At 57.9% G+C, this 20,878-nt stretch carries 19 protein-coding genes; 15 read left to right on the forward strand and 4 right to left on the reverse strand.

Annotation, left to right across the window (positions count from 1 at the left end; all coding sequences use genetic code 11):
• Positions 1-1,505: lytic polysaccharide monooxygenase auxiliary activity family 9 protein (locus KK925_RS03715; RefSeq protein ID WP_214096272.1), on the forward strand; the 1,505-nt coding region annotated here is incomplete at its 5' end.
• A gap of 16 nt (positions 1,506-1,521) precedes the next feature.
• Positions 1,522-1,767 (forward strand): hypothetical protein, encoded by a 246-nt coding sequence (locus KK925_RS03720; protein ID WP_174583048.1) that lies wholly within the window; start codon positions 1,522-1,524, stop codon positions 1,765-1,767.
• A 197-nt stretch (positions 1,768-1,964) separates the two neighbouring features.
• Here the strand turns inward: KK925_RS03720 and metG are convergent, their stop codons facing one another.
• The 4 genes from metG to dapF form a co-directional block, all read right to left on the reverse strand.
• The gene (gene metG, locus KK925_RS03725) at positions 1,965-3,596 is read right to left on the reverse strand and encodes a methionine--tRNA ligase (protein WP_174583049.1); all 1,632 of its coding nucleotides are present in this window, start codon (positions 3,594-3,596) and stop codon (positions 1,965-1,967) included.
• 103 nt (positions 3,597-3,699) lie between these two features.
• Entirely contained in the window at positions 3,700-4,461 is a 762-nt protein-coding gene (gene dapB / locus KK925_RS03730) for a 4-hydroxy-tetrahydrodipicolinate reductase (RefSeq protein WP_174583050.1), read from the reverse strand.
• Positions 4,458-5,339 carry a 4-hydroxy-tetrahydrodipicolinate synthase gene (dapA, locus tag KK925_RS03735; RefSeq protein ID WP_174583051.1) on the reverse strand — a complete coding sequence of 294 codons (882 nt, stop codon included), beginning with the start codon at positions 5,337-5,339 and terminating at the stop codon, positions 4,458-4,460. Before dapA ends, dapB begins: the two co-directional genes overlap by 4 nt.
• A gap of 6 nt (positions 5,340-5,345) precedes the next feature.
• Positions 5,346-6,179 carry a diaminopimelate epimerase gene (gene dapF, locus KK925_RS03740; protein WP_214096273.1) on the reverse strand — a complete coding sequence of 278 codons (834 nt, stop codon included), beginning with the start codon at positions 6,177-6,179 and terminating at the stop codon, positions 5,346-5,348.
• Between the two features lie 133 nt (positions 6,180-6,312).
• On the opposite strand from dapF, the gene hisH reads away from it, so the two are divergent.
• The 13 genes from hisH (at position 6,313) to murC (ending at position 20,876) form a co-directional block, all read left to right on the forward strand.
• A complete protein-coding gene (gene hisH, locus KK925_RS03745) occupies positions 6,313-7,047 on the forward strand; it encodes an imidazole glycerol phosphate synthase subunit HisH (protein ID WP_174583052.1) in 735 nt (244 codons plus the stop codon).
• Positions 7,048-7,080: 33 nt separating this feature from the next.
• Positions 7,081-7,788 carry a 1-(5-phosphoribosyl)-5-[(5-phosphoribosylamino)methylideneamino]imidazole-4-carboxamide isomerase gene (locus KK925_RS03750; protein WP_174583053.1) on the forward strand — a complete coding sequence of 236 codons (708 nt, stop codon included), beginning with the start codon at positions 7,081-7,083 and terminating at the stop codon, positions 7,786-7,788.
• Between the two features lie 210 nt (positions 7,789-7,998).
• A complete protein-coding gene (locus KK925_RS03755) occupies positions 7,999-8,505 on the forward strand; it encodes a division/cell wall cluster transcriptional repressor MraZ (protein WP_236027833.1) in 507 nt (168 codons plus the stop codon).
• Complete coding sequence (gene rsmH, locus KK925_RS03760) at positions 8,487-9,458, forward strand: 16S rRNA (cytosine(1402)-N(4))-methyltransferase RsmH (protein WP_174583054.1); 972 nt, start codon at positions 8,487-8,489, stop codon at positions 9,456-9,458. The genes KK925_RS03755 and rsmH overlap by 19 nt, the downstream gene beginning before the upstream one ends.
• 3 nt (positions 9,459-9,461) lie before the next feature.
• Complete coding sequence (locus tag KK925_RS03765; RefSeq protein ID WP_174583055.1) at positions 9,462-9,830, forward strand: hypothetical protein; 369 nt, start codon at positions 9,462-9,464, stop codon at positions 9,828-9,830.
• Positions 9,827-11,575 (forward strand): peptidoglycan D,D-transpeptidase FtsI family protein, encoded by a 1,749-nt coding sequence (locus KK925_RS03770; RefSeq protein ID WP_236027834.1) that lies wholly within the window; start codon positions 9,827-9,829, stop codon positions 11,573-11,575. The genes KK925_RS03765 and KK925_RS03770 overlap by 4 nt, the downstream gene beginning before the upstream one ends.
• Positions 11,572-13,062: a UDP-N-acetylmuramoyl-L-alanyl-D-glutamate--2,6-diaminopimelate ligase gene (locus KK925_RS03775; RefSeq protein WP_174583057.1), complete on the forward strand. Its 1,491-nt coding sequence runs from the start codon at positions 11,572-11,574 to the stop codon at positions 13,060-13,062. The genes KK925_RS03770 and KK925_RS03775 overlap by 4 nt, the downstream gene beginning before the upstream one ends.
• Positions 13,063-13,088: 26 nt before the next feature.
• The gene (locus KK925_RS03780; protein WP_174583058.1) at positions 13,089-14,474 is read left to right on the forward strand and encodes a UDP-N-acetylmuramoyl-tripeptide--D-alanyl-D-alanine ligase; all 1,386 of its coding nucleotides are present in this window, start codon (positions 13,089-13,091) and stop codon (positions 14,472-14,474) included.
• Between the two features lie 11 nt (positions 14,475-14,485).
• The gene (gene mraY, locus KK925_RS03785) at positions 14,486-15,586 is read left to right on the forward strand and encodes a phospho-N-acetylmuramoyl-pentapeptide-transferase (protein WP_174583059.1); all 1,101 of its coding nucleotides are present in this window, start codon (positions 14,486-14,488) and stop codon (positions 15,584-15,586) included.
• A gap of 51 nt (positions 15,587-15,637) precedes the next feature.
• Positions 15,638-16,351 (forward strand): LysM peptidoglycan-binding domain-containing protein, encoded by a 714-nt coding sequence (locus tag KK925_RS03790; protein ID WP_174583060.1) that lies wholly within the window; start codon positions 15,638-15,640, stop codon positions 16,349-16,351.
• A 6-nt stretch (positions 16,352-16,357) separates the two neighbouring features.
• Positions 16,358-17,518 carry an FtsW/RodA/SpoVE family cell cycle protein gene (locus KK925_RS03795; RefSeq protein ID WP_174583061.1) on the forward strand — a complete coding sequence of 387 codons (1,161 nt, stop codon included), beginning with the start codon at positions 16,358-16,360 and terminating at the stop codon, positions 17,516-17,518.
• On the forward strand, positions 17,515-18,615 hold the full coding sequence (gene murG / locus KK925_RS03800; RefSeq protein ID WP_174583062.1) for an undecaprenyldiphospho-muramoylpentapeptide beta-N-acetylglucosaminyltransferase: 1,101 nt from the start codon (positions 17,515-17,517) through the stop codon (positions 18,613-18,615). Before KK925_RS03795 ends, murG begins: the two co-directional genes overlap by 4 nt.
• On the forward strand, positions 18,600-20,876 hold the full coding sequence (murC, locus tag KK925_RS03805) for a UDP-N-acetylmuramate--L-alanine ligase (RefSeq protein WP_174583063.1): 2,277 nt from the start codon (positions 18,600-18,602) through the stop codon (positions 20,874-20,876). Before murG ends, murC begins: the two co-directional genes overlap by 16 nt.
• Positions 20,877-20,878: the final 2 nt, after the last annotated feature.

The following is a 20,878-nucleotide window of genomic DNA, read 5'->3' on the forward strand; positions in this document are numbered from 1 at the left end:
CACCTCCGCCGCCCCCTCCCCCCTCGCTGGGCAGGGAGAAAACTCCTCCGGAAAGCGCCCGGACCAAACGACCAGGCCGATCGTTTCTTTTTTGGGCGGTGTGGATCTTGGCTCTTGGGGCCCTGGGTCTGGTCGGGGCGAGTGCCGTGCGTTGGGTACTCCCATGGGTTCTTTCGTCATCGGGTTCCACAGCGGATGAAGAACGATATTCCAGGCAGGAACTTCAGGCGGAGTGGGAGCGGTGGAGGGATCGGGTTGAGTCCTTTGCGTCGGGATCCTATGGGGAGCTTCCGTCGGGAAAGCTAGGATGGTGGGAGAGTCTTACGCTAGTGCCACCGAGGGAGACCGCATGGGCTACTTTGAAACGGAGGCTCGGCCGAGGAGTGGAGCTCGTTGATGTTGAGCCTGTACAAGTGGCACGCGATGGGGAGGGGGTTCGAATCGTTTACCGGGTGAGGCTTCGCGTTGGAGAACCGCAGTATCTGGTCCCGATTGGAGATGCCGTTCCTGACCCGCGCTCTGATGTGCGCGAACAAGCTCTGATTCGGTACGTGCTTTTTGCGCGGGGTCTCCCCCCGGGGAAGGTCTACTTTGTAGATAAAAAGACGCTCCTTGTGGAGGGAGGAAAGGAGCTGGTGTTTCCCTGGGTGGTCCGCCGGGCGGTCAAGGAAGGTGGGATTTGGAAGATTCTTTCGGCTGATCCGATTCCGCTGGAGCGCGGAGTTCGGTGGGATGCGATCGCAGCCCAGAGTTCCCGAGCTTGTGTCATCCGGTCCGCTTCGGAAATCGATGAGTGCTTGAACGAACAAGAAACCAGTTGGCGGCAATTTCGCGATCGTGTCAGCGCTATCGAGCAAACCAGCCACCAGCGCGAGCAAGAGCTTCAACAACAGCTCGAGTCGGGTCGAGCCCAAATGGAAAGACAGCTTTCCGAGTACCGGCAAAAACTTTTGGCGCAAGTCCCGCAGGTCGGATCGGCCCCACGACCCAACCGCGAGCTCTTGAAATCGGGAACCGGGACCCCGACGGCTGCGGGTCTTGGAGCACTTTCCGGTGCAGCTGCTGGGGCGCTTTTCGGTGGCATTGCTGGAGGAGGGGAAGGGGCGGGAATTGGTGCTGGAGTGGGAGCGCTAGGAGGATTGCTCGGCGGGTTAATCGTGGGAAAATCTCACGAGCATGAAGTGTACGAACGCAGGCGGGCGGCTTACGCCGCACGGCGCAGAGCTCGGGCAGAAGCCTTGGCCCAAATAAACCAGGCTGTGGAGCAATACCGGAGTCAATTGGAAAGTGAATACGAGAACCAGAAGAAAGCATTGGAGGAGTCCACGCAAAAACAAATCCAAGAGTTGTGGGACAACTTGAAACGGGAACTTGTAGAAAAGGCCCAGCAAAGAGAACAGGAGCTTCAATCGATTTTGGAAGGGGAGAAGGGTTTGGCTTGGAATCGTGGTTGGCGCCGGACGTCACGAGAACCGTCCAGAAGCTTTTTTGTATTTGCAGGGTAAGGAGGGACGAGGTTTTTTGCGTGGTGAATCTTGGGTGGGAACCGGCGCCCGAGTTTCCCTTGGGTCAAAAGGCCTGGCCAGGGAGTTCTCTTTCGTGACACCCTTTCCCCACGAGGAAATTGGGGGGCTTATATTACCGGCGGGGTATCGCCCTAGTCGAGCTGCCCAGGCGCAATACCCTTCGGGAGATGTCGCTATTTGCCGATGGGCGCAGAAGGGGAAAGAAAGGTGCCTCTTCAGTCTTTCGTATCTTTTGCGCTGATATAACACCCACTCCGTCTCAATGCCATTTTGGCTCTTGCGGCAGCTGATGGGACGATTTCGGTGGGCCCCCTGTCATGCACTCCCAAAGTCTTAGGGGCCCTCGGCCTCGCCCGGGCGACGGGGAGAAGGGATGGGCCTTGGCTCGCAAGCTTATGAGCGATTCTTTTTCGAGGCAACGACCGGGCAAAGGCCTCCCTAGCCGAGTTGGGTTGCCTCAAGCTTGCGAAAGGGCAGCAAAGGTTTGCCAAGCGGGGTGTGCGGCTCCAAGGGCCGGAAAGCCCATCCGGTTTCCTCGACCTTTCCGCTTGCTCCCAAAAGTTCATGAAGGCGCTGGGAAGCGTGGGGCAAAAAGGGGTACCACAGGATTTTGAGGGCCTGGAGAAGATTCAAGAGATTCCCGAGTGCCGCCTTCATGGCCGGTGGATTTTCTCGGGCGCTTTTCCAGGGAGCTTTTTCCTCAAAGTAACGGTTTCCCAGGCGAGCCAGTCCCAGGGCCACTCGAAGGCCATCCCGAAGGCGCACCGCTTCCAAGCAACAACTTTCTTCTTGGAACGCCTTTTCAATGGCTTCGCTTATCCCCGCGTCCAGACCGGGAAAGGAAGGAACTTGTCCCCCTAAGTAATTGTGGGCAAAGGTGATCGTTCGATGAATGAGGTTTCCGTATATTCCCACCAGTTCCTCATTGTGACGCCGGAGAAATTCATCGAGCTCAAAATTGGTGTCGGAACTTTCGGGTAGCACCGCTGCCAGCCCGTAGCGAATTTCGTCGGGTGTAAAGTGGCGCAGCAGGTCCGGAAGGGTCACGCCAATCCCCTGGCTTTTGGAGGCTTTGGCTCCCCCGAAAACCAGATATTCGCTGGCCGGCACGTCGTAGGGGAGATTGAGTGCTCCTACGCCGAGAAGGATGGCGGGCCAGATAATCGTGTGAAAGGGAATATTATCCTTCCCGATGAAGTAATACGAACGGACCTCTGGATCTTGCCACCACTCTTTCCATCCGTCTGGGTTGCCTTGCTTTTGGGCGTACTCGATCGTCGCGGAAAGATAGCCAATGACGGCTTCGAACCAGACGTAAATCCTTTTCTGCTCGTAACCGGGATAGGGTACGGGGATACCCCATTCGAGATCCCGGGTGATCGCGCGGGGCTGGAGACCTTGGGCCAGGAAGCTTAACGTGAACCGGTATACGTTGGATCGCCAGTGATGATTTTCTTTGACCCAGGCAACCAAGCGATCTTGGAAGGCCGGTAGGTCGAAAAAGAAGTGGATGGTGGTTCTCAGAACGGGAGGCTCTCCAGACAGGAGGCTTCGGGGAAAGAGAAGCTGAGAAGGCTCCAACAACGTCCCGCAACCCTCGCACTGGTCTCCTCTGGCTCGTTCATACCCGCAGCGGGGACAGGTCCCTTCGATGTAGCGATCCGGTAAAAAACGTTTTTTTATGGGGTCGTAGTAAGCCTCGACCTCTTTTTGGAAAAGATAGCCTTTGTCCAGCAGGGTGGAAAAAATCTCTCCCACCGTCTTTTGATGGGTTAGGGAGCGTGTGGTTGTGTAGTGATCGAAGGAAATGCCAAGCGAGGCCCAATATCCCTGGAATTCCCTATGGAAACGCTCCGCAATGTCTGCAGGGGAGACTCCTTCCTTTTCTGCGCGGACGGTGATCGGCGTGCCGTGGGCATCGCTGCCGCTCACCATAAGGATGGGATTCCCTTGGATCCGGTGGTATCGGCAAAAGATGTCGGCTGGAAGGTAAACCCCGGCCAGGTGTCCGGCATGGAGAGGGCCGTTAGCGTACGGCCAGGCAACACCCACAAAAATTTTTTTTGCCATGGTCAAAAGATAATCCCATCCTGTGCAGGGACGCGACCGAGATTTCGTTTTTTTCCGGCCCTCTTGTCCGGGCCTGAAGCGCGTGGATGGCTTTCTCCTTTAGCTAGAAAGAGCTCTTCGGCTGGCTACCCAGCATATCCTCGATGGAGTAAAGACCGGCAGGGCGGTTGCGGATCCATAAAGCTCCTTTGAGAGCTCCGGAAGCGAAGGCGGCCCGGCTCCAGGCTTTGTGGGAAAGCTCCAGTCTTTCTCCTTCGGTAAGAAAAAGGACCGTATGTTCGCCGATGACATCTCCCCCGCGCAGCGAGTGCATTCCTAGCTCCTCCTTGGAGCGAGGACCGGTTTGTCCCGCTCGACCGAACCGGGCCATTTCCTGCCACTGCCTTTGCATCGATTGGCCAATCATTTCGGCTAAACGGCAGGCGGTCCCGCTTGGAGCATCGAGCTTGTTGCGGTGGTGCAGTTCCACAATCTCTACTTCGTAGCCTTCCCCTAAGAGCCAGCGGGCGGCCTCCTGCACGAGTCGCCCCAGTACCATTACGCCCAGGGAAAAGTTGGGAGCATGGAGGATGGGAATCTTTTGGGCAGCGTCCCGTATTGTTGCTTTCTCCTCGCTTGTGTGCCCCGTGGTGCCACTGACAAGGGCTTTGTCCAGGGCAACACAGGCTTCCACGAGGCTGGCAGTAGCCGAAGGGTGGCTAAAATCGATGATCACGTCGCAGGAGACAAAACCTCGGAGGGGATCGTCACCTCGATCGAGCTGAGCCACAACGGTAAAGCGAGGATCAGAGGACGCCAGGCGGACAATTTCCTGTCCCATTTTTCCCTTGGCTCCAAAGACACCCAGCTGGATCGGGGAGTTCATGATGGGACAAGCCCCAGGGAGCGCAGTGTCTGTTCAAGCCGCCTCCAATTGGCGGGCTCCATCGGGACAAGGGGGAGACGAACTTCTGCGCTCATCCATCCCAGAAAGGCAAGGGCTTGTTTGACCGGAACAGGATTGGTCTCAAGAAACAGATCCCGAAAAAGCGGGTAAAGCTTTCGATGCCATTGGAGGGCTTCGGAAGGGTTCCCAGCACAAAAGCTTCGCACCAGGCTTCCTACCTCGCGGGGTACAAGGTTGGACGCCACGCTTATGACCCCGGTGGCTCCCAGGCTCAAAAGGGGAAGGGTTAGGCTATCGTCCCCGCTTAGGATGGCAAACTCTTCCGGTAAACATTGTTTGAGCCGGCTCACCCGATCCACTGAGCCGCTGGCTTCCTTAATGGCGACGGCATTCGGACAGCGCTGCGCAATCTCGGCCACAGTTTCCGGCAAAAGATCCACTCCGCACCGACTCGGAATATTGTAAAGAACCACAGGAAGCGGGGTCGATTGGCAGACCGCTTCAAAATGGGCGATCAGACCTGCTTGTGTTGGGCGGTTGTAGTATGGGGAAACGACCAGTACTCCATCGGCTCCTGCCTTTTCCGCAGCCTGGGTGAGTTCGATGGCTTCGCGTGTGCTGTTGCTCCCGGTTCCCGCAATGACACGGGTGCGCCCTGCCGCTTGCTGGACCACCATTTCAATCACTTGAATATGCTCGTGGTGGCTTAAGGTGGCCGATTCCCCCGTGGTTCCCACGGGGACCATTCCTTCGACTCCGGCCTGAACCTGGCGTTCGACCAAGGCCAAAAGCGCCTTGCTGTCGATGCAACCGTCGCGAAAAGGAGTCACTAAGGCAGTAAAAACGCCGTGAAGCATAAACAATCAAAGGGTGGGATCACGTAACTCGACTTCACCCGAAAAGACGACCTCGGCAGGACCGCGGAGGACCACCTGGCCAGGAAGGGGTTCTCCGGGAGCAAACTCGACCCGGAGAATCGAACGGCTTTTGACGGTCACTTCGATCGGAGGAGCTAGTTGCTTGACGAGATACGCGACGAGGGCCGACGCGGCAACCCCTGTCCCGCAGGCCAGGGTTTCGTCTTCAACCCCACGCTCGTACGTCCGAACGCCAATGGAGGAGGACCCGGTTACTTGGACAAAATTCACATTGGCTCCCGCAGGTGACCAGGCGGGATGATGGCGCAGTTCGGCGCCTCGTTCTCGAATGGGGACCGACTCAAGATCGCGCACAAAGACTACAAGATGCGGGACTCCGGTCTTGACAAAATGAACTTCGAGCGGGCCGTGAGCGGTCGAGATGAAGCGATGCAGTTCCACCTCTTGGGGGGCAGGAAGCTTCACCGATACCCCTTCGGCATCCACGGTGGCTTCGATCGGGCCGGCCTTGGTGTCAAAGCAAAGCGAGTTTCCAAAGCCTTGATGGGCAAGGAAACGCGCAAAACATCGGGCTCCGTTGCCGCAACTTTCGGCTTCTGTCCCATCGCAGTTAAAATACCGCATGAGGGTTCGGCCGGGTTGGTCGCCTTGCTCGACCAAAAGGACCCCGTCGGCTCCGACACCAAAATGGCGGTCGCAAAGCCAAGCGATCGTTTGGGGAGCTAGACTTAGGCGATGGGAGCGATTATCAATGAGAATGAAATCGTTGCCGGCCCCGGTCAATTTTACAAAGGGGACTTTCCTTCGATCCGCGGTCATGCTTGCTACTTTGGCCTGGAGTGGATGCTTTTTCTTAGAACGTTTTCCTTTTTTCTTTTACTTTGGATCCTACAAGGGACCAAAGCTACTCCAACCCTAAAAATCACTGATCCAAGGACGTCAGAACGCTTCTATGCAAGAAAAAAATCGTGGACGTAATCAAGAAGATCACCCTTCTTCGGGACTTCTCCGGCAAGAGCCAAAGAAAGGGTTTCCAACCGGTGACTTTCAGGGACGTTTTGGTTTGGGTCTTCGCATTGGGCTCGTCGACTATTCCATGGGGAACCTCCGCAGCGTGGCCAACGCGCTGCGGGTCACCGGGGCTAGTCCAATCCTTGTGACGGGACCGGGTGACCTTCCTGGGCTTCAGGCGCTCGTACTGCCTGGGGTGGGAGCGTTTGGCGATTGTGTACGGCAATTACAGAACCGCAAGCTTTGGGAGCCTATCCGCCAGTGGATCGGCGAGGGGAAACCTTTTCTTGGTATTTGCCTGGGTTACCAGGTGCTTTTTGAAGGGAGCGAGGAAGCGCCAGGGTGCCCCGGTTTGGGGATTTTTGCCGGGATGGTACGACGCTTGCCGGCCGGGACTCTCAAGGTGCCTCACATGGGTTGGAACCGGATTGAGGTGGTCCGGACCAACCCGTGGAGTTTTGCCCTGCCCAGCGGGGAGTTTGTGTATTTTGTGCACAGCTTTTACCCGGAGCCCCGTGATCGGGAGCTTGTGTTAAGCTGGACGCAGTATGGGGTCCGTTTTGCGAGTTCCATTGGCCGGGGCAGGCTGGTGGCTACACAGTTTCATCCGGAAAAAAGCCAGCGGGTGGGTTTGGGGCTCTTACGGGCCTTCGTCCGCTCGATCGAGTGTGCGTAGGGAGGAGGGATTGCGATCAAACTCTTTGCTGCGTTGGATCTTTACCAGGGCCAGGTAGTGCGGCTTTTGCAGGGCCGCAAGGACAAGCTGTGGGTCTATGGGAAAGACCCGGTTGCGGTGGCCCAAAAGTGGAAGGAAGCAGGGGCACGACGGCTCCATGTGGTGGACCTGGATGGTGCGTTTGAGGGAGAGCCACGACAGCTTCACTGGGTTCGCAGGATCGTGGAGTCTACGGGGCTTGCCCTCCAGCTCGGAGGAGGGATACGGAGCGAGTGGGCCGTGGAACAAGCGTTGGAGTCAGGAGCCCGGTGGATTCTTTTGGGAACGGTAGCGGCGGAAAATCCGTCCTTGGCGGCCCAGATTGTGCGAAGGTTTGGTAGCGATCGAATCGGTGTGGCACTGGATGCTCGCAAGGAGCGTGTGGTGACTCGGGGCTGGGTGCAACGATCCCAGCGGACAGTGATGGGGCTTGCCTTGGAGCTTCGTGCAGCAGGGATCGAGCGCTTTCTTTATACGGACACCTCGGTCGACGGAACGCTTGGCGGGCCAGATATGGAGGGGATCGAGAAGCTCGTTGGTTCGGTGGGGGGGCTGTGGATGGCTTCCGGAGGAATCGGGGGACTTGAGGACCTCCGGAAACTGGCAAGGGTTGGGGGGCTTTACGGGGTGGTCGTTGGGCGTGCGCTTTACGAGGAGCGCTTGGACCTAAGGGAGGCTCTTTCGCTAGAAGGTGTGAGGTAAGGGTTGTCAAGAGCGAGACAATACAAAGGGACAGAAAAGGCTCGTTGTCACAGGATATCCGAGTGACGTTGTGTGCGCGGGGCAGGCGGTCCTGGATGGGTGGTCAAGGCGGAGGCCGGCCATTGCTAGAATAAAAAAAGATCCTTACTTTTCGTTTTTTTCCAAAAAAAAGTTTGACAATCCCCTGGTCGTGGAGGCAAATGGGGCAAAGTGGGAGACATTGGAGAAAAATGGAGCCAGGTGGCCCAGAAGGGGGGCTCTGGGAGGACGGATTATCGCCCGGTTCGGGCCAGCTACACGGATGTCTTTGAACATAGCTTTGACGAAAAGGGCAGGATTACGATTCCCGCCGACTGGCGAACGGAAGCTTATGAATCAAGGCTTTTCATTTTTCCCTCCAAAAAACTGTGTCTCAAGGTCTATCCGGAGTCCTGGCTGGGTCGTCTTCAGGAGGCCATTGCCAGTTTTTCTCTGGATGATCCCCAACGGTTGCGCCTGGAAGCGCTGGCTCAGATGGCCCAGGCGGCTAGCTGGGACCAGCAAGGCCGGATCACGGTTAAGGAGCGTCTTCGCACGCATGCGCAATTAAAAAAGGAAGCCATTCTGGTCGGATGCTTGGACCACTTTCAAATCTGGGCTCCGGATCGTTGGAAGGCGGCAGCGCCGCGGCCCCTCCAACTAGAGGAGGTGATCGAGGGATGGCTCTTACGGCTGTAACGAGGAAAAGCCAGCTCCGCAGGCCGAGCTTGGACCTGGGGGAGGAGGTCGTTCATCGACCGGTCCTTTTGGAGCGGTTTCTCGAAGCTGCTGAGCCCAAGCCCGAAGAAGTCTGGGTTGATGCGACGTTTGGTTCAGGAGGGTATAGCCGCGCACTTTTAGCCCGACAATGCCAGGTCTTGGCCTTGGATTGGGACGAGCTTGCGGAAGGATTTGCTCGTGAACTTGAGGAGAAATTTCCGGAAAAGTTTCGGTTCTTTCGAGAAAACTTTGCCCGGTTGGGAGAGCTATGCCGAAAGATGGGGTTTGCCTGGGTGGATGGGGTTGTGCTGGATCTGGGGGTTTCCGGCCTGCAGTTGTCGGATCCTACCCGCGGCTTTAGTTTTCGCACCGTAGGCCCGCTGGATATGCGGATGGACCGGCGGTTGCCTCTCTCGGCCCGGGATCTTCTCTATGGCGCAAGCTTGGAGGATATAACGGTCCTTTTTCATCGAGTCTTGGATTTACGGGAAAGTCGCAAACTTGCTCGTGCGGTTGTCATGGCGCGCGAGCGGGGAAGGTTACAAACGACCACGGATCTGGCTCGGATCGCGGAAAAAACCCTGGGATGGCGGCGGGGATCCCGGATCCACCCGGCGACGCGGCCGTTTCTTGCGCTGCGGTTGGCGGTCAACCGGGAACTGGACTATTTGCCGGTAGCGCTTCGGGAGGCCAGGGATGTGCTGCGACCGGGAGGCAGGCTTGCCGTGGTGGCTTTTCACTCCCTGGAGGATCGCATAGTCAAAGGGTTTTTTCGTGGGGAAGGGGATCTTGGGGAGGGCTTGCCGCGGGATCCCGGTCGAAAGGTTGGCTGGTTTGAACGGGTGCACCGATACCTGCCCACGCCGGAGGAGGTGGCTTCCAATCCGCGAGCACGAAGTGCCCGGCTGAGGATCGGATGGAAACGAGGCTAATCCTTGATGGGGAAAAATCGAGCCAAGGGGGAATATGGACTTCGATGGGCAACGGTGATCCAGTGGGTGGTTGCCTTTGGGGTTCTTTCGGCGCTAGGGCTTAACTATGTGTGGCTGAAAAACGAGATTTTGCGCCTCTCGGGAGAGATCGGCGCTTTGGAAAAGGAGTTGGAAGGATGGAACCGGCGCAACGCCCGATGGGAGGCCAATATTGGTGTCCTTCTGGCATCTTCCGAACTCGAGCGCAAGGTGCGCGAATGGCATCTGGGGTTGGTGCCTTTGGGCGAGCTCGAAGTGATCGCGATGGATCGGGTCCAGGAAGCTCCCAAGTCCCGGCGCGCGGAGCCGGTGCGCTCACACCCGGCGAGGTGAGACAAAGGGCGCTGATCATTGTTGCGCTTTTAGTCCTAGGGCTTACGGCGATTTCTCTGCGCCTGGTTCAACTCCAGCTCTGGGAACATGAAAAGTACGCCCGGCTAGCGATGGAGAATCATAACGTAAGGCTCTGGCTGGAACCGCGGCGGGGCGTCATTTTGGACCGGAACTTCCAAGTACTGGCCCAAAGTCGTCCCACCTACGAGGTCCACCTCGATATGCAGCATGTTTTCGAACCTGGGCTACTCCTCCCGGCTTTAGCGCGCATTGCCGGCAAGCCGCCAGAAGTTTTGGTCCGGACGGTGAATCCGTCCGATCGGTATGCGCTTTTATCGAAGGATCTTTCGGAAGAGAAAGTGGCGCAGCTAGAGGCTCTCCAAAAGGAGTGGTTGCGGAAATGGCAAAAGGAGGGCAAAGCGGTGGCCCCTTTCCTCATTGTGGAAGAGCGGTACAAAAGACTCTATCCCAATGGATCGCTTGCGTGCCATGTCGTGGGAATGGTGGATGAAACGGGCCGGGGAGTTCTTGGTGTCGAAAAGGCATGGGAGAACTGGCTTGCAGGTAAGCCCGGCGAAAAATGGTTCGAGCGCGATGTTCGCGGTCGCGAAATTGCGGCCTTTCGAGCGAAGGATGTTCCCCCGGTCGATGGGTCGACGGTGGTCCTTACGCTGGATGCGGGTGTGCAGCGGGTACTGGAGGAAGGTCTTAAGGGGCTCGAGGGAAAGTATCATCCCAACGGCTGTTTTGCCATTGCCTTGCGACCCAAGACCGGGGAGGTCTTGGGGTTGGCCAATCGTCCTTCGTTTGATCCCTCGCGGAGGGGGTCGATCGATGCGGCCTCTCTTCGGAACCGTTGTCTTACGGATACTTTTGAACCGGGATCGATTTTTAAACTCGTGACGTTATCCGCCGCGTTAAACGAAGGGCTCTTTTCGCTGGATTCTACCCTTGACTGCGAGAACGGCCAGTTTTTCTACGGGGGTTACTGGCTTCACGATGTCCATCCGTACGGTGTTTTGACCTTGCGGGAGGTTACGGCCAAATCCAGTAACATTGGATTTGCCAAGGTGGGGCTGGCCCTCGGGGAGAACCGGCTCTATCGCTATGTCCGGCTTTTTGGTTTCGGCGAACCCACAGGGCTTCTCCAAGGGCAAGGGGAGTCGGCCGGGATTGTCCGGCCGCTGGAGGAGTGGTCGAAGCTTACGGTGACCCGGGTGGCGATGGGCCAGGGGATTGCCGTTACGCCCATCCAGATGGCGGTCGCGGCGGCGGCTGTGGCCAATGGAGGGTGGCTTTTGCGTCCCTACCTCCTTAAGGAGCTTCGCAGCCCGCAAGGAGAGACCGTGGCGACGTTCCGGCCGCAGCCGCTTCGCCGGGTTGTTTCGAAGCGCGCGGCACGGCTTGCTTCTTTAGCTCTCAAGGGAGTTGTGGAGCCGGGGGGTACCGGGGTTAAGGCCAGTGTGCCGGGTTTTACGGTTGCCGGTAAAACCGGGACGGCACAGAAAGTCATCCGGGGAAGTTATGCGCACGGTCGCTATCTTTCCAGTTTTATTGGGTATTTCCCGGAGGAGGATCCAGAAGTTCTCCTTTTGGTCATGGTGGACGAACCCCATGGGGAGGACTACTACGGGGGGGCAGTGGCGGCGCCGGCTTTTAGCGAGATGGCAGGCCAGATTGCGGCGATTCTCAATATTGTTCCCAAAAGCCTTCCAGCGAAGCTAGCGGGGGAGGCAACACCATGAAACTGCGACAGCTCATACGGGCTTTGGAAGCCTATCATGTGCTGGGACCCACGGGAGGGGAGGTCACGGGGCTCTCTTATGACTCGCGGGATCTTGAACCGGGCAATCTTTTCTTTGCTTGGAAGGGTTCCCGTTTCGATGGGCATTCCTTTGCGGACAGGGCGTATGAAAAGGGAGCTAGCGGGGTTGTGGGTGAAATCTTACCGGAGGGGCTCCGGCTCCATCCGGGGGTTCCCTTCGTGCACGTTCCCTCGACTCGCAGTGCTCTTTCGGTCATGGCTGGTGCCTGGTATCACCATCCGAGCCGAAGCCTGAAAGTGGCAGGTGTGACGGGGACCAATGGGAAAACGACGACGTGCTATTTTCTCCATTCGTTCCTGGAAATGTCCGGATTTCGGACCGGGTTACTGGGCACAGTGGAATACCGCGTTGCGGGTTTGCAGCTGGTAGCCACCCGGACGACACCGGAGGGACTAGAGCTTCAGCATTTTCTTGCCCGGATGAGGGATTCGGGGTCTACCCATGCGGTCGTCGAACTTTCCTCTCATTCGCTGGCCCAGGGCCGGGCCGACGGGATCCGGTTTGATGTTGGGATTTTTACCAATCTCTCCCCTGAGCACCTGGATTTTCACGCGTCGATGGAGGAGTACTTTTTGGACAAATGCTTGTTGCTCCGGCTTCTGAAACGACCCTCAAGCTATTTTGTGGTCAACTGGGATGACCCGTATGGCAGGCGGATCCCGAAGTTTTTGCCTCCTCATGTGCGGCTTATCCGGTGCGGGATCCAGGGCAAGGAGGCCTTGGATCTCGAGGCTTCCCAGGTCAAGCTTTCCCTTTCCGGGACGGAGTTTTGGGTGCGGTGGCGGAAGTACCCGCGTCAGAAGGTGCGCTTGCCCCATTTGGGGGAGCATAACGTGCGGAATTTTCTCTGCGCGCTTGCAGCGGCTTGGGCACTGGGGATTTCCTGGAAGGAGCTGACTACCCTGTGGGAGGGATTGCCGCAGGTGCCGGGACGGATGGAGAGGTTTTCTTCCCGCCGGGGTTTTACGGTCGTTGTGGATTACGCGCATACCGAGGAAGGACTGCGCTATCTTTTGCAGACCCTGCGTGCCCTGGGTCCTCGGAAGCTTTCGCTTGTGGTTGGATGCGGGGGAAACCGGGATCGCACCAAGCGACCGAGGATGGCGCAGGTGGCCGTGGAAGGTTCGGATCGGGTCTACTTTACGGCCGATAATCCCAGAGATGAACCCTTGGAAAAGATTTTTGCAGATATGCAGCAAGGGGTTCCCCCGCACGCCGGCAAGAAAGTCCATTGGATTGCGGATCGGAAAGAGGCCATTGGTCTTGCGATCGCTGACGCGCGGGAGGGGGACATCGTGTGCGTGGCAGGGAAAGGACATGAACGGACGCAGGAAATCGCGGGCCAGTTCCTTCCTTTCGACGATCGGGAAGTGGTCCGGTGGCTTTTATCAAGAGAATCAAGATAAAAAAGAGAGGGCTCGGGGAAGTTCCTATGGCACTGGCAACGGCAAAAGATCTGGCCCAATGGATGGGGGGAGAGCTTTGCGGTCGCGAGGATCGGGAGATTGTACGGGTACACACCGATTCTCGGACGGCTCTTCCGGGAGATGCTTTTGTCGCTCTCAAAGGAAGGCGATGGGATGGGCATCAGTTTATTCTGCAAGCGATCCAAAAGGGGGCCTCGGTGGTGGTCGTGGAAACGGGTTGGCAGATCGATTCGGAAAACGTTTCCGTTATCCGGGTTTCGGATACCCTCCAAGCCTTGCAGGCAGCGGCTTGTGCCTATCGGGCTGGGCATCGGGCTCGGTGGATCGCCGTCACGGGAAGTAGTGGGAAAACCACGACCAAGGAGCTCATTCGCTCGGTTCTTGGCGCACGATTCCGCGTTGCGGCGACCCAGGGAAATCAAAATAACCATATTGGGGTTCCCTTAACCGTATTACAGGTTGCTCCGGACGAGGAATTTGCCGTGGTCGAGTTGGGAACGAACCACCCGGGTGAGATTGCTTTTCTGGCGGAGCTGGTTCGACCCCAGTTTGGCGTGATTACGGGGATTGGTCCCGCGCACATAGAGTTTTTCGGAAGCCTGGAAGCGATTGCCAGGGAAAAGACCGATCTGTGGGCCTCTCTTCCTTCCGATGGATGGGCTGTAGCCAACGGGCAAGACGTGTGGCTACGCCGCTTTGCCTGGCGTTCCAAGGCGCGGATGATGTGGGTGGGAGGAGGAGAGGATGCGGTGTGGGTTTTGGAAGGTTGGGAACCTGGGAAGGAGGGAAGCCGGTACTGGCTTTCCTGGCATGGGGTAGGAAAAGTTGAGGTTTTCCTACCGTTTTGGGGTGGGGCCTTGGGAGTTAATGTTCTTTTGGCGGCGGCCCTCGGTGGGATAGCGGGGCTTTCCCTTTCGGAGATTGCGCAGGGACTGGAGCGTTTTCGCCCCTCTGCGGGAAGAATGGAGCTTAAACCCAGCGCTGGGGGATGGGTCTTGGATGATTCTTACAATGCCAATCCCCAGTCGGTGGAGGCTGCTTTGGAGGCACTGGCGCGACTCCAGCTGGGTGGGCGTAGGGGAGCTGTCCTCGGTACGATGGGGGAATTGGGAGAGTGGGCGGCGGGTTTCCATAGGGAATTGGGCAAACAGGTGGGCAGGCTTGGGCTTGACTGGGTGGTGTTTGTAGGGGAGCACGGCGAGACACTCGCCCAAGGGGCAAGGGAGGTCCATTTTCCCGAAGATCGCCTTTTTGTTGTTCCGGGAGCGCAGGAGGCCTTGGAGCAGGTCCGGGAGCTTTTTCGCCCGGGCGACCTTCTTTTGGTGAAAGGATCGCGGGCGGTGGGTCTGGAAAGGGTTGTGGAGGGCCTGGACGGTTCGGCGGCAGGTTAGGTGTGTTTCCCATGCTTTACTACCTTCATTACTGGAGTCACTCGTTTGGGCCGTTGAACGTATTCCGGTACATCAGCTTCCGGGCCACGGCCGCCGCGATCACCTCGCTTGCCTTCTGCTGGATCTTCGGACCGTGGTGCATCCGGATCTTGCGGCGCTTGAAAGCAGGTCAGCCCTTGCGGGGAAAGGAAGAGGTTCACCGGTTGGCAGAACTCCATAGTCAAAAAAAGGGCACACCGACAATGGGCGGGGTTCTCATTCTAGCCTCTGTTACGGCGAGCTCTCTTCTTTGGGGGATTCCGACCAACCGGTACGTGTTGCTATCGCTCTTTGGGCTTCTTTCCCTGGGACTGGTTGGTATGGCCGATGACTTGGCCAAAATCCGCCAGAAGGCGGCCCGGGGGATCCCGGGTCGTGTGAAACTTCTGGCGCAGGGGTTCGTAGCGGTCGTAGTGGGCTTGGCTTTGGCTTGGGAGCCGGAAACGTCCCGCAACCTCTACCGGGTCGTCGTGCCGTTTGTCAAAGAGAGCACCTTGTGGGATTTGGGATGGGTGATCTGGCCTTTTCTCATGCTGGTCGTCATGGGGGCTTCCAATGCTGTCAACTTGACCGACGGGCTGGATGGCCTGGCCGTAGGCTGCTCGATTACTGTCGCGTTTGTTTACGCGGTTTTTGCCTATGTGGCAGGGCGGCCTGATTTTGCTGGATATCTCTTTGTTCCGTACGTGCGCGGGGGAGGGGAACTGGCGGTTTTTTGCGCAGCGCTTCTCGGGGCATGTATGGGGTTTCTCTGGTACAACTGTTACCCGGCCCAGGTGTTCATGGGGGATACGGGATCGTTGGCGATCGGGGGAGCCATTGGCATCGTCTCCATTTGCTTGTGCCAGGAGCTTCTGCTGGTGATTGCTGGGGGTATTTTTGTCCTGGAAGCGCTTTCAGTACTTCTCCAGGTGGGATCGTTTAAGATGACTGGGCGGCGGATTTTTGCGATGGCCCCCCTGCATCACCACTTCGAACTGGTAGGATGGAGCGAGACGACGGTGGTGGTTCGTTTTTGGATTTTGAGCCTTCTTTTTTCCATGATCGCTCTTTCAAGTTTGAAAATTAGGTGAGGCGATGAGCCATCCAGACCGGTACAGGAACGCAACGCGGGGAGGGGAAGTATGGCGGGCCGGTTGAGCCGGTGGGAGTCGTCCGCCCGGGAGGCTGTCGTGGAGGACCAGCCAGGCGAGGGGTTGGGCCCCTTGCGGGTGCTAACGACCTTTGTGCTTCTTGTGGTGGCTCATCTGGTAGCGATCTGGCTGGTCTCTTCCTGGAAGTGGGTCGAGCAAAACCCCTGGGTTCGGCGCGCGCTAGGGGTGGTAACACCGAGGGCCGGATCTTCTGCGAGCTTGGCTTCCTCGGTGCATGGGAACTGGAAGGGAGCTGCCAGCCGTGAGTCGTTTGCCACCTACCGGGTCAGTTCTGGGGATACGCTGGCAGGAATTGCGCGCAAGTTCGGAGTCAAAGTGGAGGAGTTACGAGAGCTTAATCACCTTCCCAATGGGCAACTCCGGGTGGGCGAGCGGATTGTATTGCCCAGGGGAGCGCGGTGGCAAGAGAAGTTGCAAGCCCCCTCTTTGCAGGAATCCTCTGGCCTTTGGGTTGTCTACACTGTGCGGCGGGGGGACACGTTGCAGAAAATCGCCCGGAAAACGGGATGTTCGGTGCGGTTTTTAATGAAAAAAAACGGCATCCAGGATCCCCGGAGGCTTTCGGTGGGCCAGAGGCTTTGGGTACCGAAAGGGAAAAAATCGTCTCCTCCACCAACGGAAGGTAACGGGCTTTCGGGGAAAGGGAATCCGGCAACGGGGACACCGGGAAAGAAAGGGGCATAGGCAAGGATGAAGTTGGGAGCTTTCCACCGCCAAGTAGGGTATCTTTTATTAGTAAGCTCTCTTGGGCTTATCGCGATTGGCTTGGTGATGCTGGCCAGTGCGGGGGGCAAGTTTGTTCTGGATCGCCCTAGCCTTTGGGGTGGGCTTTTGGTACGGCAGCTAGCCTGGGTGGGGCTAGGCGGCATTACCTGTGGGATTTTGGCCCGGTGGGATTACCACTGGTTTTTACACCGATCGGCGTTTGCGCTTGCTTTGGCTTTTTTTTGCCTTCTGGGCTGTTTTGTCCCTGGTCTTGGGCATAAGGTCCACGGGTCGTGGCGCTGGATCGAGGTGGCTGGTTGGCGCTTCCAACCCTCGGAATTGGCCAAGGGAGCGCTTGTGGTTTTTCTGGCCGCATACTTGGGTCACCCCAACCGGAAGCTTTCCCGTTTTACGGAAGCTTGCGCAATCCCCGTGGCGGCTACGCTGCTTTTAGCCGGCCCCATCCTGGTTTCTCGGGATCTGGGGAGTGTTTTGTTTCTCTTGCTTACGCTGGGAGCCCTTTTGTTTTGTGCTGGGTGCCCGGCTCGATGGTGGGTGCCCGTGCCGGTCGCAGGGTTCCTTGCTACCCTGGTGTTTGCCCTGGCCATCCCTGAGCGCAGGGCTCGAATCGTTGAGTTTTTCCGTCACGGCGAAGACCACTTGGGGAAGGGATACCAGATTTACCAGGCTTTAATTGCCTTGGGTTCGGGAGGTACGCAGGGGCTAGGCTTAGGCAATAGCCGGCAAAAGATGTATTACCTACCCGAATCGACGACCGATTTCATCTTTCCGATCATCGGAGAAGAGCTTGGCCTATGGTTTGCCCTTAGCGTTGTGTTTGCGTACGTGCTTGTGGTTCTTTGCGGCGGTTGGATTTCTCTCCACGCCCCGGATCGGCAAGGGATTCTTTTGGGGACGGGTCTTACGCTTTTGGTTGGAGCACAGGCCGTGGCCAATCTTGGGGTAGTGACCGGGCTTTTACCCAATAAGGGGTTACCCCTTCCTTTCGTAAGCTACGGGGGTTCGAACCTTCTTCTGTGTATGGGGGCTCTGGGGATCCTTTTTAATCTCCAGCGGCAAGCGCAATGGAAGGACGATGAGGATTGTTCCCTACCGGAGCGTTACCGGCAGAGTGTACGCATATGAACCACGGGCGCTGGATCATTGCGTGCGGAGGCACGGGTGGGCACCTCTATCCGGGGGTCGCCGTGGCGCAGGAGCTCCGCAAAAGGGGGCATCTTGCAATGCTTTTGGTTTCTTCCAAGGCGATTGATGGGGAAATTCTTCGTGCCCATCCTGACCTTCCTGCTCGGGCTCTACCCGCCATGGGTTGGCCTGGGTGGAAGAGTCCCAAGCTCCTTCCCTTTGCCTGGTCCGTGGTTCGAACCGTAAGGGAATGCCAGCGCATTTTCCGGGATTTTGCTCCCAACGGTGTGCTCGCCATGGGAGGGTTTACGGGGTTGGTGCCCCTGTGGCTGGGTAAGCGGCAAAACTTACCCATTTTTCTGCACGAAGCCAATGCCAAGCCAGGGAAGCTTACCCAACTGTGGGCAAGACACGTGGATCGCGTGTTTTTGGGTAACGATCGTTGCCGGACGTTTTTACCCAAGGCCAAGGTAACTTTTACGGGCAATCCGATCCGGGAGGGACTCGTCCGCCTGGATCGTGAGCAAGCTGCCCGGCGTCTTGGGCTTTCCGCCCAGCGCCAAACGCTCCTCATCATGGGGGGAAGTCAGGGGGCTGTGGGAATCAATTCGCTCCTGACGAGTTGCCTCCCCCTTTGGGGAGACAAGCGGGAAAAGTGGCAATGGATTCATCTTTGCGGTTTTAGCGATCTGGAGAGGTGCCAAAGAGCCTATGCAGAATATGGGCTAACCCACTGGGTGGCGCCTTTTAGCCGGGAGATGGCCGTCCTTTATAGCCTGGCCGATCTGGCCATCTGCCGGGCGGGTGCTGCCACGCTGGCGGAACTGGCGTACTACGGGATCGCATCGGTCTTGATTCCCTATCCGTTTGCCAGTGGGGACCACCAGATGGAAAACGCCCGGAGCTTTGCGGAAGTGGGAGCAGCGCACGTGTTCCGGCAGGAAGAGCTAACGCCTGGCCTTTTGGACCGGGTGGTGCGGACCATGTTAGAAGACCCCAGCGGGCTGGAGCGGATGAGGCAGGCTGCCGCAAGCCTTTCGGTTCCAGGAGCAGCCGCCAACATTGCGGAGGAATTGGAAAAATGGATCCATCGGTAGCCTCGCTTCTCGCCACTCTCCTCGGCCGCCGGAGCACACGGATCCATCTGGTGGGGGTCGCGGGCGCCGGGATGAGTGCGCTGGCTCGCTTGCTTTTGGCCCGGGGTTATCCCGTTTCCGGTTCTGATCTTCGAAGCTCGCCCGCGGTAGAGGAACTGGTGGAAGAGGGACTAAGGTTTTGGGTCGGGCATTCGGAAAGCTCTCTCGAAGGGGTGGAGCTTCTTTGTTACTCCAGCGCGATTTCCACCGAGAACCCCGAGCGGGAGGCAGCGACACGACGGGGCATTCCCCAGGTGCGCCGGGCGGAACTTTTGGCAGCTCTTGTTCGGGAAAAGAAAGCCGTCGTGGTCGCGGGAATGCACGGGAAAAGTACTACGGCCGCGCTTTTGGCTTTTGTGTTCCGTCACGCGGGGCTGGACCCTTCCTACTACGTGGGAGCGGAAGTGCCGAGTCTGGGTGCTTCGGCTCGATGGGGAAGCGGAGACTATGTCGTGATCGAGGGGGATGAAAGTGATGGGACTCTTCTCTGTTTTGATCCCTTCCATGCGGTTGTTCTCAATATCGAGGAGGAACACCTCGATTACTACCGTAGCCTAGAAGAGATTTTGCGAGTTTTCTCGCAGTTTGGTGCGAAGATCGCGGGCAAGCTCGTGTATTGCTCCGACGACCCGAATGCGTTTCTTCTCTATTCCTCTCAAGTCAAGGCGATTTCGGCTGGCCTGGGTGAGCGTGCGCGCTACCAGGCCAGAAAGGTTCGTTTGTCGGAGGATCGAAGCGCGTTTGAAATCGTTCGAGAAGGGGAAAGCCTGGGAGATTTTGAGCTCTGGCTTCCGGGGATGCAAAACGTGTGCAATGCCGTCGTGGCTGCGGCCTTGGCTCTGGAAATAGGGATGGAACCCGAAACGTTTCGGGAAGGGTTGCGGCTGTTTCGCGGGGCGCGCCGTCGCTTTGAGGTTTGCTGGCAGGGGCAGCAGTTCATGGTGGTGGACGATTATGCGCATCACCCCACCGAAATTCGGGCGACGCTGGCTGCTGCGCGCCTTTCCCGCTGGCCAAGGACGGTGGCTCTTTTCCAGCCTCATCGCTATTCGCGCACCAAGTTTCTCCAAGATCGTTTTGCCGAGGCTTTCCAAGACGCGGACCTGGTTTTTTTGACCGAAGTCTATGCGGCCAGCGAGCCTGTTTGGGAAGGGGTCAACGGGAAAAACCTGGCTCGGGCGGTCCGGGATTCCGGGCATCCGCGTGTCTTTTTTGAGCCCAATTTGGAAGCGCTTTTGCGCCGAGTGGCAAGCCACGTAAGGCCCGGAGATCTCATTGTGACGTTGGGGGCGGGAGACATTCACCGCTTGGCCGGCCGGCTCGCTCAAGGCCTTAGGCTCTGGGAAAGCTTACTTTCCTCCTTACCGGAAGGGACCAGGCTTGAGTGGTATGTCTCGATGGCATCACGGTTGGCCTTAGGGCTAGGAGGATGGGCGGAGTTCTGGTGCGAACCGGCCAGCGTTGCCGAGCTTGTGGCGGTGGTCCAAGCGACCCGGAGGGCGGGGCTTCCCATTCTCATTGCAGGATCGGGGACGACGATGCTTCCCCCCGACGAGGGGTTTCAAGGGGTGGTGGTTGCTCTTCGCCGGGGCGTTTTTCAAGAACTATCCTGGTCGAGCGACCGGTCGGTTGACGTCGGCGCAGGAGTTTTCGTTCGCGAGGTGGTCCAGAAGGCGCACGAAAGAAAGCTCGGTGGTTTTGGTCGCTTGTCACGATGGCCGGGCAGTGTCGGGGGTCTTTTAGCAAGCTGCCAGGAAAAGAGTCTTTGGAAAAGGGTTCGCCGCGCTTGGTGGGTGAGCGCGGAGGGAAAGTTCTGTCAGTGGGAAGGGGAAGGGCTGGGAAATTCCCCGGAAGGGATACAGGGGATCTGGGTTCGAGCCGAGCTCGTTTTGGAACCGGTTTCTGCGGACGTTTTGGCTGTTGAAACCCAAGAGTCAGGCTGCTCTCTCCTTTCGGACGAGCGCTCGGCAGCAAAAGCAGTCCTTGCCTTTGAGGATCTCCCGGGTGGTTCTCTAGACGAGCTTCTCCGGGAGCTCGGATGGGGAGGTCGCCGGTGCGGGAGGGTCTTCCTTCGGCCGGATCGCCCGACAATCGTCATTTGCGAGCCCGGGGCGAAGGTCAGCGAACTCCAAACCCTTTTGGAGGAGGTGTGCCGGAACGTTCACAGGGCAACGGGGCGGAAACTCGTCACCCGGTTCTGTGGCCCTACCGTTTTTTCATGAAA

Origin of the sequence: Candidatus Methylacidithermus pantelleriae, assembly GCF_905250085.1 — a bacterium.
Taxonomy (GTDB): Bacteria; Verrucomicrobiota; Verrucomicrobiia; order Methylacidiphilales; family Methylacidiphilaceae; genus Methylacidithermus; species Methylacidithermus pantelleriae.